The sequence below is a fragment of the Pseudomonas sp. LAIL14HWK12:I7 genome (genome assembly GCF_000483465.1).
GTDB lineage: Bacteria > Pseudomonadota > Gammaproteobacteria > Pseudomonadales > Pseudomonadaceae > Aquipseudomonas > Aquipseudomonas kermanshahensis.
Genome location: NZ_AXYZ01000012.1, coordinates 68,608 through 81,624, shown reverse-complemented (window position 1 = coordinate 81,624; position 13,017 = coordinate 68,608). Strand labels below are relative to the sequence as shown.

The 13,017-nt window shown below is 58.9% G+C and carries 12 protein-coding genes; 5 read left to right on the top strand and 7 right to left on the bottom strand.

Annotated elements, in window-relative coordinates; all coding sequences use genetic code 11:
* Nucleotides 1-71: 71 nt before the first annotated feature.
* Together creC and creB are read right to left on the bottom strand one after the other, a co-directional pair.
* The gene (gene creC / locus D886_RS0112850; RefSeq protein WP_027594318.1) at nt 72-1,505 is read right to left on the bottom strand and encodes a two-component system sensor histidine kinase CreC; all 1,434 of its coding nucleotides are present in this window, start codon (nt 1,503-1,505) and stop codon (nt 72-74) included.
* A complete protein-coding gene (gene creB, locus D886_RS0112845; protein ID WP_027594317.1) occupies nt 1,505-2,185 on the bottom strand; it encodes a two-component system response regulator CreB in 681 nt (226 codons plus the stop codon). The genes creC and creB overlap by 1 nt, the downstream gene beginning before the upstream one ends.
* Nucleotides 2,186-2,461: 276 nt before the next feature.
* Between creB and D886_RS27815 the strand changes: the two genes are divergently transcribed.
* Nucleotides 2,462-3,397, top strand: a complete 936-nt coding sequence (locus tag D886_RS27815) for an RHS repeat-associated core domain-containing protein (RefSeq protein ID WP_081717495.1) — start codon at nt 2,462-2,464, stop codon at nt 3,395-3,397.
* A 210-nt stretch (nt 3,398-3,607) separates the two neighbouring features.
* Here the strand turns inward: D886_RS27815 and D886_RS0112835 are convergent, their stop codons facing one another.
* Nucleotides 3,608-4,108, bottom strand: coding sequence for an ATP-dependent zinc protease (locus D886_RS0112835; protein ID WP_027594316.1), 501 nt, complete (start codon nt 4,106-4,108; stop codon nt 3,608-3,610).
* A gap of 182 nt (nt 4,109-4,290) precedes the next feature.
* On the opposite strand from D886_RS0112835, the gene D886_RS0112830 reads away from it, so the two are divergent.
* Both D886_RS0112830 and D886_RS0112825 read left to right on the top strand, forming a co-directional pair.
* On the top strand, nt 4,291-5,178 hold the full coding sequence (locus D886_RS0112830) for an acyltransferase (protein WP_027594315.1): 888 nt from the start codon (nt 4,291-4,293) through the stop codon (nt 5,176-5,178).
* Between the two features lie 245 nt (nt 5,179-5,423).
* A complete protein-coding gene (locus tag D886_RS0112825; RefSeq protein ID WP_027594314.1) occupies nt 5,424-6,773 on the top strand; it encodes an APC family permease in 1,350 nt (449 codons plus the stop codon).
* A 102-nt stretch (nt 6,774-6,875) separates the two neighbouring features.
* On the opposite strand, the gene D886_RS0112820 is transcribed toward D886_RS0112825, so the two are convergent.
* Entirely contained in the window at nt 6,876-7,451 is a 576-nt protein-coding gene (locus D886_RS0112820) for a DUF2780 domain-containing protein (RefSeq protein ID WP_027594313.1), read from the bottom strand.
* Nucleotides 7,452-7,781: 330 nt separating this feature from the next.
* Here D886_RS0112820 and D886_RS27810 point away from each other — a divergent pair, with 330 nt between their 5' ends.
* The gene (locus tag D886_RS27810) at nt 7,782-8,702 is read left to right on the top strand and encodes an RHS repeat-associated core domain-containing protein (RefSeq protein ID WP_081717494.1); all 921 of its coding nucleotides are present in this window, start codon (nt 7,782-7,784) and stop codon (nt 8,700-8,702) included.
* A gap of 311 nt (nt 8,703-9,013) precedes the next feature.
* Nucleotides 9,014-9,922 (top strand): RHS repeat-associated core domain-containing protein, encoded by a 909-nt coding sequence (locus D886_RS27805; RefSeq protein ID WP_081717493.1) that lies wholly within the window; start codon nt 9,014-9,016, stop codon nt 9,920-9,922.
* Nucleotides 9,923-9,980: 58 nt separating this feature from the next.
* Here D886_RS27805 and fdhA read toward each other — a convergent pair whose 3' ends face one another.
* The 3 genes from fdhA to D886_RS0112795 form a co-directional block, all read right to left on the bottom strand.
* Complete coding sequence (gene fdhA / locus D886_RS0112805) at nt 9,981-11,180, bottom strand: formaldehyde dehydrogenase, glutathione-independent (RefSeq protein WP_027594311.1); 1,200 nt, start codon at nt 11,178-11,180, stop codon at nt 9,981-9,983.
* Between the two features lie 277 nt (nt 11,181-11,457).
* A complete protein-coding gene (gene purU, locus D886_RS0112800; RefSeq protein ID WP_027594310.1) occupies nt 11,458-12,315 on the bottom strand; it encodes a formyltetrahydrofolate deformylase in 858 nt (285 codons plus the stop codon).
* Between the two features lie 12 nt (nt 12,316-12,327).
* On the bottom strand, nt 12,328-12,960 hold the full coding sequence (locus D886_RS0112795; RefSeq protein WP_027594309.1) for a sarcosine oxidase subunit gamma: 633 nt from the start codon (nt 12,958-12,960) through the stop codon (nt 12,328-12,330).
* Between the last annotated feature and the right edge of the window lie 57 nt (nt 12,961-13,017).

Genomic DNA, 13,017 nt, shown 5'->3' with positions numbered 1-13,017 from the left:
AGGTCCCAAGCTGTGGAGTACCTGTGGGAGCTGGCTTGCCGGCGATGGGCCGCGCAGCGGACCCGGCAATCTCAGCTGATACGCCGCACCGGCAGCCACAACCGCACCCGCACACCGCCATCGACGTTATCTACTGCAAGCGAACCGCCATGCAGCTGCATCACCTCGGCCACAAAATTCAGCCCCAGCCCGGTGCTCTTGCGCCCACTCCCCGGCCGCGGCAGCGAGTAAAACCGCTCACTCACCCGCCCAATGGCATACGCCGGTATCGCCTGCCCCTGGTTGAACAGGCTCAACGCCACCCGCCCACCGTCGCGCTCAAGCTCGAACAACAACGCCCCACCGGCCGGGGTAAAGTCCAGCGCATTGTCGAGCAGGTTGGCCAACGCCTGGCGCATCAGAAACGGATCGCACAACAACCGCAAACCGGCCGGCACCCGCTGCCGCACCTGCAGGCCCGCCGCTTCGATGCGTGCCGCATGGGCCAACAGCAATTCGTCGACCAGTGCCGCCAACGCCACCTGCTGTTCATCCTCCAGCGCCTGCATCTGCTCCACGCGGGCGAGGTTGAGCAGGCGTTCGATCATCTGCTGCAGGCGCTCGCTTTCGCGCTCGATGTTGCCGGCAAAGCGCGCCCGCTGTTCGGCCGGCATATCGCCCTGCAGCAGCTCGGAGGCTCCGCGGATGGCCGCCAGTGGGCTTTTCAGTTCGTGGGTCAAGGTGTGCACATAGCGCTCGACGTAGGCCTTGCCTTCCAGCTGCGTGCGCATGCGCTCGACTGCATTGGCCAGGTGCGCCAGCTCACCGCCCTTGTAATGCGGCAGCGCCGCCCGCTCACCTTCGCTGACCGCCTGGGCGTAACGGGCCAGCCTGCGCAGCGAGCGCGCCAGCCACCACGACAGCGCTGCGCCAATCAACAAGCCCAGGCCGATCAAGCCCAGGCCCAACGTGAGCAAACGCTGCTCGGAGCGGTCGATGTAGGGTTGCAGCGAGCTGTTGGGCTTGGCCACGGTAACCACGCCGATGATCTGGCCGTCTTCGATGATCGGCGCGGCCACATGCATCACCGAAGTGCTTTCGTCATCGGCGACACTGCGCGTGGAGCGGGCGCCGTACTCGCCGCGCAGGGTGAGGTAAACGTCATTCCACTTCGAGTAATCCTTGCCCAGGTCCTCACCGCTGGAGTCGAGCAGCACGATGCCTTTGGCGTCGGTCACGTAGATGCGGTGGCTGACCTGGTTCTTCGCCAAGCCCCAGATCTGCGCGCCCGGGCTGCGCGAACCGTAAGCCTTGAGTACTTCGGGCAAGCGGCTTTGCCCGAGGGTACCGGCCTTGACGTCATCGTGCAAAATCTCCGCCAGCAGGTTGGCGGTGTCGACCAAGGTTTCTTCGGACGATTGGCGCACCACCGGGCGGATCTGTTCGCGCACCGTGTTAAGCAGGAAGTACCCCGCCAGCCCGACGAACAGGAAGTACACCAGGAAGATCCGGATGCCCAGGCGCATCAGGCGTGATCCGGGCTGTAGCTGTAGCCGAGGCCGCGGTGGGTCTGTATCGGTTCTGCCTCGCTGGCGACCAGGCGCAACTTGGCCCGCAGGCTCTTGATGTGGCTGTCGATGGTGCGCTCGTAGCCCACGTCAGACGCCACGCCCAGGGCATCGAGCAGTTGCTCGCGGCTGAACACCCGCTGGGGCTGTTCCAGCAGGCACTGCAGCAAACGAAACTCGTGGCGGGTCAGGCTCAGCGGCTGGTTACGGTAGCTGATCTGCATGCGCAGGGTGTCGAGCTGGAACACCGTTGCCGCGGCGGAGGGCTCAACACGTGGTGCCATGCGTTTAAGGATGGCCCGCACCCGTGCCGCCACCTCGCGGGGGCTGAAGGGTTTGACCACGTAGTCGTCGGCGCCGATCTCAAGGCCCACCACCCGGTCGATTTCGCCATCGCGGGCGCTGAGGAACATCACCGGCACCTCGCTGAAGCGGCGCAGTTGGCGGCAGGTTTCGAAACCACTGATATCAGGCAGGCCGATGTCGAGGATGATCAGGTCGGCCGGGCGCTGGCGCTGCTGGTCGAGGGCGGCGCTGCCCAGGGTCACCCACTCGGTGCTGTGGCCGTCGGCCTGCAGGGCGTAGACCAGAGTGTCGGCGATGGCGGCTTCGTCTTCGACGATGAGGATATGGGGCATGGTGTCCGGCCTGGCTGGGGGCATAGCTGGATTCTTAGGGGATTCAAGGGCTGTGGCAAGCAGCGGGATGTGGGTTGTGCGCACCGGAGTCTTTGCGGGTAAGCCCACACCCACGTTGATCACGTTGAGCCCCGCGCCTCTGTAGCACATTCGAACCGAAGACAGTTCATATACCGACTTTAATTGGCAAAGTTTTGCAACTGTTATTTATGTCAGTTTTAAAAATACGCAGACCACTCTAGACTCCGGAATAACTGAAGACTAAAGTCTGACACCATGAAAACTCAAGAACTTCGCTCCCTATTTTTTTACCAAGGCCATTATCTAGGGACGATCCTGAGCGATAACGCTCTACTGCTAATGAGATCAGGTAGGCACGTATTGGCTACCCAAGACGCTCATCACAGCAAGTTATTGATGGCTGACACCCAGGGCTCTACACTACGCGCGCGAGTGTCGAACCCCGAAAAAAATATGGCATACGCGCCTTATGGCCATGAGCCTCACCTTCGTACATATGCTATCCCTGGTTTCAATGGAGAATTGCCAGATAGGTTGACCGAGTATTATCTGCTAGGTAATGGCTACCGCGCATTCAGTCCAACTTTACGCAGGTTTATTAGCCCTGACAGGCATAGCCCATTTGGCGCAGGAGGTATTAATAGCTTTGCGTATTGCCTAAACGATCCTGTAAACAATATTGACCCAACGGGTCGCTGGGAATTGCCATGGTCATGGTCATGGTCATGGTCATGGTCATGGTCATGGTCATGGTCAAAAAAAACACCAACACAATCACAAAGGTTATTTACGCCGAGCGACCTGGATGGAGTTCCAATCCATATAACTCAAATTCAACCCGAACTACCCCGCTACCAACATGCCATCCCCCCTCCTGAAGGACGCTCCTGGTTAGACTTACCCAAATATAGCGAACTTCCGACGGTCGGACAATCTACAAAAAATATTTCATTTGATCGTCACGGCGTCCACAGACCAGGGACGCTCGAAGAGATAAAAGAAGACCTTACTTCTCTTGCAAAAATATACGACCTCCTTATCATGCAGAAAGCACAGTTGCGCACAGGTAACCAGCCTCACACCGCCAATAGCACGCAAGTATTTAATGCGATAAGCGAAACGCAGGAAAGTATCCGAATGCAAATGATTGCAAACTATCACCGCCCTATTCTGCCTCCGTACACACCTTAATAGCAGCACCACTCGATACTGCTCATCAGGTGATTTAGGGCAAGAGAATCGCACAGGCTACAATCCAATGTTTAGCGCAATTCCACTCACCTCATCTCATTTTACGAACGACTCAGAAGGCAAAGCCGCTCGTCCATTTTCCCGCCCGTCAAGTGCTGCGTATATTTTTCAAAAGCAGCCCCTCGACGGGCATTCACAAACGGCCGAAAATTAGCATTCAGGCTTGCCAACAGTGAACTTCTTGGCGGGGTCGACTGCCGCCTTGAACTTCTTCAACGCCTTGGAGCCAATCAACAGCGGGTAGTTGAAACTGCTGCGGTCCACCAGGTTCACTTCAACCGTGCGCTTCACATCACCCAGGCACAGCTCCAGGTCGACCACCGGGCGCTTGGAAATTTCCGGCGCATCGCCCTCTTCCTCTTCGTCGGCACGGCCCTTGATCTTGCTGATGCGCGAGACCTTGTGCTCGTATACCTTGCCGTCGGACTCTTTGGTCGCCAGGCGGAAGCGTACCCACTCATCGCCATCGCGGGTGAACAGCTCGATGTCCTTGGCCGACAGCGATGCGGTGAAGGCACCGGTGTCCATCTTGGCCTTTAAGGTCTCGCCAATCTCCGGCAAGGCGATGTTTTCGTAACGGCCATAAATCGTCGGCTCGGCGGCCATGACCGGCAAGGCGAACAGTGACAACAGGGCAAGCAGTGATTTCACGGGTTACGCTTCCTTGAGTGCAGACAGTGCTTAGACTGCATGAGTTGAATAGGTTCGTCTGTACACGGTAATCAACACAATGTGAAACATTTGTCCTCGCCGCTGGGCATTGGGCATTTGGCGTAGGCCGCATCGCTGCTTATCATTGCCGGCTGTTTTTATCTCACTACAAGAGTTCCTTTATGCGTCGCCTGCTGACCGGCATTCTCACAACCCTCCTGCTGCTGCTCAACACCGTGGTGTTGATCTGCCCGCTGCTGGTCTTTGCCCTGCTCAAGCTGGTGCTGCCGGGCCGTGGCCGTGACTACGCCTCTGCGGCGGTGATGTGGGTCGCCGAAACCTGGTCAGAGATCGACAAGGCGATTTTCGCCCTGTGCATCCCCACCCAGTGGGATATCCGGGGCGTCGACCGCCTGCGCAAGGACACCTCGTACCTGGCCGTGAGCAACCACCAGACCTGGGTCGACATCCCCGCGCTGATCGAAAGCCTCAACCGCCGCACGCCGTTCTTCAAGTTCTTCCTCAAGAAGGAGCTGATTTGGGTGCCACTGCTGGGCCTGGCCTGGTGGGGGCTGGATTACCCGTTCATGAAGCGCTACAGCAAGGCGTTTCTGGACAAGCACCCCGAGCTCAAGGGCAAGGACCTGGAGATCACCAAGGCAGCCTGTGAGCTGTTCAAGCGCCAGCCGGTAACCGTGGTCAACTACCTGGAAGGCACGCGCTTCACCGAGGCCAAGCGCCAGGAGCAACAGTCGCCTTACCGCCACCTGCTCAAGCCCAAGGCCGGCGGCGTGGCATTCGTGCTGGCGGCGCTGGGCGAGCAGCTGGATGCGCTGCTGGACGTGACCATCGTTTACCCGGGCAACCAGGCGCCGGGGTTCTGGGACTTGCTCAATGGCAGCATTAGCCGGGTGATTATCGACATTCAGGTGCGTGAGCTGGACCCGGCGTTGTGGGATGGGGATTATGAAAATGACCCGGCCTTCCGGCAGACCGTGCAGGCTTGGGTGAACCAGCTGTGGCTGGAGAAGGATCAGCGTATCGAGGAGTTGCGCGGAGAATTGCGCTAGGCCATGTTGGCTGGTCCGGCCTCTTCGCGGGGCAAGCCCGCTCCCACAGTTCTACCACCGCTCTCAAGACCTGTAGTGAACCTGTGGGAGCGGGCTTGCCCGCAAAGAGGCCAGCACAGGCACAGCACAAATCCGATTAAAACCCAGGCTAATAATCAACATAAGGATTACTTCTTTGTCACCCTCCACCTAAGTGGATAAAAATCGATCAAAGCACAACTACAAAAAATTGCCTGGATCGATCGATGGCCAACCAACCTTGCTCCACCCCCGCCCAACTTCGTCGCGTCCTGGGCCTGCCCGCCCTGGTCTTCTTCGGCCTGGTGTACATGGTCCCGCTGACCATCTTCACCACCTACGGCATCGTCACCGAACTCACCGGTGGCCGCACCGCTGGCGCCTACCTGGTTACGCTGGTGGCCATGCTGTTCACTGCCGCGTCCTACAGTTTCATGGTCAAACGCTTCCCGGTCGCGGGCTCGGCCTACTCCTACACCAACATGGCCTTCGGCCAGAACGTTGGTTTCCTGGCGGGTTGGTCGCTGCTGCTCGATTACTTGTTCCTGCCGATGATCAACTACCTGCTGATCGGCCTGTTCCTCAACATCGCCTTCCCGGCTGTGCCCGCCTGGGCCTTCGTGCTCGCCTCCATCGCCCTAGTCACCGTGCTCAACGTGGTCGGCATCAACTCGGTGGCTAAAACCAGCAACCTGATCGTCGGTGCGCAGATCGTGTTTATCGGGGTGTTCGTGGCCTTGTCCTGCCAGACCCTGGCCGGCCAGCCGGTAGACCTGCTCTCGCCGCTGATGGGTGACGGCACACAACCTGGCTTCGGCCCGCTGATGGCGGGCGCCGCAGTACTGTGCCTGTCGTTCCTCGGCTTCGATGCCGTCTCCACCCTCGCCGAAGAATGCCGCGATGCCCGCCGCGACGTACCACGGGCAATCATCCTCACCACGCTCTTCGCCGGCGTACTGTTCACCGCGCTGGCCTACGTCAGCCAGCTGGTGCTGCCGGGCAGCACGTTTGCAAACGCCGATGCGGCGGCTAATGAAGTGATGTTCAAGGCAGGCGGGCAATTCCTCGCCAACTTCTTCACCGCCGCCTTCGTCGCCGGCAGCCTGGGTTCGGCACTGGCCTCGCAGGCCGCGGTGTCGCGCATCCTGTTCACCATGGGGCGCGACAATGTGCTGCCACGGCGCAGCTTCGGTTACCTGTCGCCACGCTTCGGTACGCCAGTGTTCGCCATTGCCCTGGTGTCGGCGTTCTCGCTGCTGTCGTTGGTGATCGACTTGGCTACCCTCGCCTCGCTGATCAGCTTTGGCGCGCTGGTGGCGTTCTCGGCGGTGAACCTGGCGGTGGTGAAGACCCACCTGATGGGTGACAGCGCACAGCGCAACCTCAAAGGCCTGCTGTGCTATGGCGCGGTACCACTGGTGGGATTGGGCCTGACGCTGTGGCTATGGACCAGCCTGTCGGCGCTGACGTTGGTGATTGGGCTGTGCTGGTTTGCGCTGGGCCTTGCGTACCTGGCCGTACTGACTAGCGGCTTCCGCCGTCCGGTCAGCCTGGTGGACTTCACAGAAGCCACTTGAGCAACATTGTAACTGTGGGAGCGGGTTTACCCGCGAAGGCGGCGGTGAAGTCACTATCGCATTCGCGGGTAAACCCGCTCCCACAGGGCCCGCGTCCTGCCTTCAGACCGAAGGTTGGGTCAGAGGCGCCGGGGTAGTCCACAGGCTACCCAGGTTCTGCAGCAACGAGCCTGCAATCCCCTGCTGCCCCAGGTACTGCAGAATCAACGGCGCAAACTGCCCGATCATCCCGGTATCCATGCCCAGCGCCTTGAACGCGCTGTCCAGGTCACTGCGGTTCTCCACGTTGTTGCCCAGCGCATTGTTCAACGCCGACTGGCTTTCGCTGTTCTTGCCCAGCAGCTCACCCAACCCACTCAACCCGCCCAGCGCATTGGCACCGGACAGCAAGTCCAACCCAGGCACGGCCTTGGTCAACTGACCGTAGTCGTCGGAACTCAGGTTATTGCGCGCCAAACCCAGCATCGCCCCCGCCCCGCCCACGGCCTGTTCCGGGGTGATCTTGAGTTCACTACCCAAGGTATTGAGCAAATTGGCCTGCGCCTCGGGCGCCTGGACCTGGCCCTGTTGTTTTTGGTTCTGCATGGCCGACACGGCATTGGCGGCATCGCTGAGGTTGAAGGCGAACACCGGGCTTGCGGCCAGGGTCATCAGGGTTGCCAGGGTGAATGCTTTCATCGGGAGGGACCTCGTGGGCCGGGATGGCCTGGGAAACGAGGCATTCGACTGGAGGATTGGTGGTTTGTTCCAGGCCGCGTATCGGGGTATGTCGCGTACCCTCTGTGTGCAGGCTTGCCCGCGAAGGGCCGCGCAGCGGCCCCGCTAACTGACAGGCCCAACCCTCACTGTCAATCCGCACGCTCTCATTCCGGGACCGTAGACCTAGCTCCCAGCCTGGTGGTGATCGCTCGACCCAAGCACCTATCATTTTTGCTAGTTGTTAAACCAATAACGCATAGCTACATTTATCAAAGCATTACATTTCTCACAAATTATTATGGATGTACCATGAAACGCGAAGGCACTGTCCATTACTTCTACCAAAGCGGCAAGCTCTCCAGCGTACAGCAAGGTGGCCAAATATCCAGGAGCATACAAACTCCTGACATTCCACTTGCACAACGAAATACCGATACACTATTGGGTACTGGACTGTTGGCAGTAGAAAATGGCGGTTCGGTGCTCAGGTTGCATGCCCCCCCAAAAACAGAAGTCCATGCATTCACTGCTTACGGTTACGATCCAACTCTCCCCTCGTCAAGCACTGTCTTAGGTTTTAATGCAGAACGGCTCGACACAGGGTCTGAAAGCTATGTACTGGGCAATGGCTATCGGGTGTTTAGTCCCATACTGATGCGATTTTTATCTCCTGATTCGCTAAGCCCCTTCGATGACGGAGGCATTGACGGATATGCCTATTGTGCCGGAGACCCCATTAATCACTTAGACCCCTCAGGTCATGCCCCCCCAGGGAAAAAACACGATTCGGCAGGCACTAGCACCCGCAAAGTAACCTTCGCACCTTCGCCGTCAGAAAGCCCCATGACGCTTCGGCTAAATAAATTAAAACAAGAGCGCGCCCAGCTGGAGCTGGATAACCCTAGCCTAAAAGAAGACAATCAAGCAGTTTTGAACTATTCACTCAAACACCGAGGCAAGCTTCAACAAGCGCATGACCTTATACAAACCGCTCGATTTAAAAATAAAATAGCAGAGGAAGGTCACTGGAACCCTGGCGATGCGTTCAGGCAAATCGTCGACGCACAACAAGCTGAAAGCGCCGTAAAACATTATTACAACGTAAATCCAGGAGTTCAGAAAATGTACGAACTCTATAATAACAACCTAAAACTTGATCTAAAAATTACATCTCTAGATAGAAAAATAAACAGTTTGGAGAATACAATTTCTTTCATGAGAAATCAGTAACACATAGATTCGGCGATGCTGACCACAAAAACCCTTCGAAGGTCTGGGTCCCGCTGGCGTGGAAACTATGCGATTCAACCCAGTTCAAGACGAAGCGGAAGCTCAGCGTGCCGATCTGATGCCGAGCTGGGGATGATGCACTGAGTCATGGGTTGGCAGGGCTGGCCTCTTCGCGGGCAAACCCCACAGGTTATGAGGCAGTGCTGGGGAAGCTGTAAAACTGTTATTTCTGCCAGTATCGAAATTCTTGCGACTGTTCAGAATGGGCGTCAGGCACACCCCATACATCCAGAGCAGCAGAGACCTGAATCATGAGCAAAGCATCGAACCGCTCGCTTTTCTTCTACCAGGGCAACAAGCTGATCACCGTCAACCAAGGCGACCACCACCACGCCATCTTCCGCCATGCGGATATGCCCCTGGCCGAGGTGCAGACGGGCGAAATGTCTGGCGGCGGGGTACTCGCAACCGATGACAAGGGGTCCGTGCTCAGCGTTCAAGATGTGGATGGCCTGGAAGGCCATAACTTCTCAGCCTACGGCCACGATCCGACCTTGCCCTCGATGCGAACAACGACTGGCTTTAATGGCGAAGCTTACGAGTCAGTTTTGGCCAGTTACCTGCTGGGCCTTGGATTGCGTAGCTACTCTCCTCGCCTTAGACGCTTTTGTGCTGCAGACAACTGGAGCCCATTCGGAAAAGGTGGCTTGAATGCTTATTGCTACTGCGGGGGTGACCCCATCAACTTTGTCGACCCAAGTGGACATATGGAGCGCCCAAGTGGATATATGAAGCGCATTGCTTTAAAAAACGGCCAATTATACAAAGTCAACGAGAATATGGCCGTTGCTATTGGTCCAAAACCCACAGCACCACCGAAGCCCACACCGTCACCCGCTTCCCAGCATGACCCTGCGCAAGGCCATTACTTAAACTCGCCCCAGGTCGCTCCTCAGCCACCTGCTAAACCGCAACTTGCCGCCCAGACCACGACCAGGCGAAATACACAAAGGCGCGACGCGCCTATAGCATCGCCAGTGGTATCAAGCGATAGCACCCCTTCAGGCTCACGCCCCCCTAGCCCCGACTCACTGTCCCAACTTCCGTACCCCGTCATGACCTGGAATGCAGCACAGAATAGTACTTTCAGTTCAAAGGCTAGCTACATTAGGCAACCCACTGACGAGTTTCCAAGGGCGCCGTCACATCGCCATGAATGAATAGCATGTGTGTCTAGAAAAAAGCCCCTCATTCGAGGGGCTTTTAGCTCAACTTAAATTACGCCGCACCCCACATCTTGTGCGGGTCAATCACAAACTTCTTCGGCACACCCGCATCAAACTCGCCATACCCTTCCGGCGCCTGGTCCAGGTTGATCACCTGCACACCCACCACCTCAGCAATGTTGATACGGTCCCACATGATCGCCTGCATCAGCTGGCGGTTGTACTTCATGGTCGGGGTCTGGCCGGTGTGGAAGCTGTGCGATTTTGCCCAACCCAGGCCGAAGCGGATGCTCAGGGCGCCGATCTTGGCAGCGGCATCGGAGGCGCCCGGGTCTTCGGTCACGTACAGGCCCGGGATACCGATGCTGCCGGCAACGCGGGTAACCTGCATCAGCGAGTTCAGCACGGTGGCCGGGGCTTCATGCTTGGCACCCTCGTGGCCATGGCCGCGGGCCTCGAAGCCAACGGCATCGACGGCGCAGTCCACTTCTGGCTCACCGAGAATGTCGATGATCTGCTCGTGCAGCGGGGTGTCCTTGGACAGGTCGACCACTTCGAAGCCCTGCGACTTGGCGTGCGCCAAGCGGGCCTGGTTGAGGTCGCCGACGATCACGCAGGCAGCGCCCAGCAGGCGTGCCGAGGCAGCAGCGGCCAGGCCGACCGGGCCGGCGCCCGCGACGTAAACGGTGCTGCCTGGGCCTACGCCCGCCGTCACGGCGCCGTGGTAGCCAGTCGGCAGAATGTCGGACAGGCAGGTCAGGTCACGGATTTTTTCCATGGCCTTGTCGCGGTCCGGCAGTTTTAGCAGGTTGAAGTCAGCGTACGGCACCAGCACGTACTCGGCCTGGCCACCGGTCCAGTCGCCCATGTCGACGTAGCCGTAGGCACCGCCGGCGCGGGCCGGGTTTACAGTGAGGCAGACGCCGGTGTGCATTTCTTTGCAGGAGCGGCAGCGGCCGCAAGCGACGTTGAAGGGTACCGACACCAGGTCGCCTTTTTTCAGGCGTTCGACATCACGCCCCAACTCGACGATTTCACCGGTGATTTCGTGGCCCAGAACCAGGCCGACCTGGGCAGTGGTACGGCCGCGGACCATGTGCTGGTCGGAGCCGCAGATGTTGGTGGAGACCACCTTGAGAATGACGCCGTGTTCGATCTTCTTGCCGCGCGGGTCCTGCATTTTCGGGTAGTCGATCTTCTGCACCTCGACCTTGCCGGCGCCGAGATACACCACTCCACGATTGCCAGACATGCTCTTACCTCGCTTGATTTTTATTTATGCAGCGTTGGTTGAAGCGCCGCCATCCATGGGCGGCATGTGTTACTGGGATGAGGGGAATTGTGGGCCTGATGGGGCGAGTTGCGCTGACTGAAAACGACAGGGGGATGCCTTTTTACGGCAGGGGATAATGTGTTGGGCCATTCGCGGGTAAACCCGCTCCCACAGGTACAGCGCCGCATTCGAAAGCGGCGGTGCACCTGTAGGAGCTGGCTTGCCTGCGATGGGCTGCAAAGCAGCCCCAAAATAGTCAGAGAACGACAGTCCGGTTGGCGTTAAGAAACACCCGCCGCTCAATGTGATACCCCACCGCCCGCGCCAGGGTCAGGCATTCGATATCCCGCCCCTTGGCAATCAGGTCCTCGGGATAATGGCTGTGGTCTACCACCTCGACCCCCTGGGCAATGATCGGCCCTTCGTCGAGGTCGTTGTTGATGTAGTGCGCGGTCGCGCCCACCATCTTCACGCCCTTGTTGTAGGCCTGGTGATAAGGCTTGGCGCCTTTGAACCCCGGCAACAACGAGTGGTGAATGTTGATCGCCCAGCCGTCGAGGCGCCGGCACAGCTCGGGCGATAGCACTTGCATGTAGCGGGCAAGGATGACCAGTTCCGCGCCAGTCTCCTCGATCACCTGCAGCACCTTGCGCTCTTGCCCCGCCTTGTCGTTGGGGTCGAGTGCAAAGTGGTAGTAAGGAATCTTGTGCCAATGCGCCAGCGGTTCGAGGTCTGGGTGGTTGGACACCACTGCGACCACGTCCATACCCAGTTGGCCAATACGCTGGCGGTACAACAGGTCGTTCAGGCAGTGGTCAGCCTTGGACACCATGATCACCACCTTGGGGCGGTGATTAGGCGCGGTCAGCTCGAAGGCCATGCCGAACGCTTCGCTACGTTCAGCGAGGCCGGCACGGAAGCCCGCCTCGTCAAAATCGTCCGGCTGGCGGAATTCGACGCGAATGAAGAAACGCCCCGACTGCCGGTCATCGAAGGAGTGGTGCTCCGTGACGTAGCAGCGCTGCTCGTAGAGGAAACGCGTCACCACGTCGACGGTACCGAGCATGCTCGGGCAGTCGGCGGTGAGAATCCAGGTATCCGGTGCCCGACTCATGTGCGGCTCTCCTTAGGCTTCGATGCTCAGGCCGTATTCGGCCGAAGCGTCTTGCAGCCACAGCCACCAGTAATCGGCGAAGCTGCGGCGAATCACCAGTTCCCAAGTGTCTTCGGCGGTGCGGCGGATCACCAGTTGCGACTTGGCGAACACCGTACCGACGGCCTTGCCCACCGGGAAGTTGTTTGGGTGAACATCATAGCTGGTGGACTTCATCAGCACTTCGCGCACGTGCGGGCCGCGCAGTTCCAGCAGGCTCTGCCCGCCGCTGACGTTGACCACCTGGATGTGCAGGCCGTCGAGGGCCGCGCGCAGTTTTTGCTCGATGGCAAACTCCTGGCCGCCCGGGACGATCAGCAGCCACTCGTCGGGGCCCATCCACTGCAGCGACATGTCGCTGTTGGCGACCACGGTCAGGGCCACCGGCAGCTCCAGGCCCAGGGCCTTGTGCACGCCTGCGGCGAAGGCCGGGTCATGGCCGTCGCCACGCAGGGTCAGGTGGCCGAGGAATTTTTTCTCACGCAGGGTCACGCCTGCGTTCTTGCGGCCCTTGCCAACCAGGCTGGCCAGGTCGGCATGGTGCAGCGGCGACTGGGCCTTGGCGTCGGCGCCGGGGTTTTGCTGGAAGACGTTGATAGCGCTCATTTCTTACCTGCCTTGAATTCTGTAGTTCCGAGCAACGCCGAACCTGTGGGAGCGGGT

What these genes read in the sequence shown, in the direction of transcription:
- D886_RS0112830 (WP_027594315.1), top strand. Translation starts at nt 4,291, where the DNA reads ATGCGTCGCCTGCTGACCGGCATTCTCACAACCCTCCTGCTGCTGCTC.
- D886_RS27810 (WP_081717494.1), top strand. Translation starts at nt 7,782, where the DNA reads ATGAAACGCGAAGGCACTGTCCATTACTTCTACCAAAGCGGCAAGCTC.
- purU (WP_027594310.1), bottom strand. Translation starts at nt 12,315, where the DNA reads ATGAGTCGGGCACCGGATACCTGGATTCTCACCGCCGACTGCCCGAGC.
- D886_RS0112820 (WP_027594313.1), bottom strand. Translation starts at nt 7,451, where the DNA reads ATGAAAGCATTCACCCTGGCAACCCTGATGACCCTGGCCGCAAGCCCG.
- creB (WP_027594317.1), bottom strand. Translation starts at nt 2,185, where the DNA reads ATGCCCCATATCCTCATCGTCGAAGACGAAGCCGCCATCGCCGACACT.
- D886_RS0112795 (WP_027594309.1), bottom strand. Translation starts at nt 12,960, where the DNA reads ATGAGCGCTATCAACGTCTTCCAGCAAAACCCCGGCGCCGACGCCAAG.
- creC (WP_027594318.1), bottom strand. Translation starts at nt 1,505, where the DNA reads ATGCGCCTGGGCATCCGGATCTTCCTGGTGTACTTCCTGTTCGTCGGG.
- D886_RS27805 (WP_081717493.1), top strand. Translation starts at nt 9,014, where the DNA reads ATGAGCAAAGCATCGAACCGCTCGCTTTTCTTCTACCAGGGCAACAAG.
- D886_RS27815 (WP_081717495.1), top strand. Translation starts at nt 2,462, where the DNA reads ATGAAAACTCAAGAACTTCGCTCCCTATTTTTTTACCAAGGCCATTAT.
- fdhA (WP_027594311.1), bottom strand. Translation starts at nt 11,180, where the DNA reads ATGTCTGGCAATCGTGGAGTGGTGTATCTCGGCGCCGGCAAGGTCGAG.
- D886_RS0112825 (WP_027594314.1), top strand. Translation starts at nt 5,424, where the DNA reads ATGGCCAACCAACCTTGCTCCACCCCCGCCCAACTTCGTCGCGTCCTG.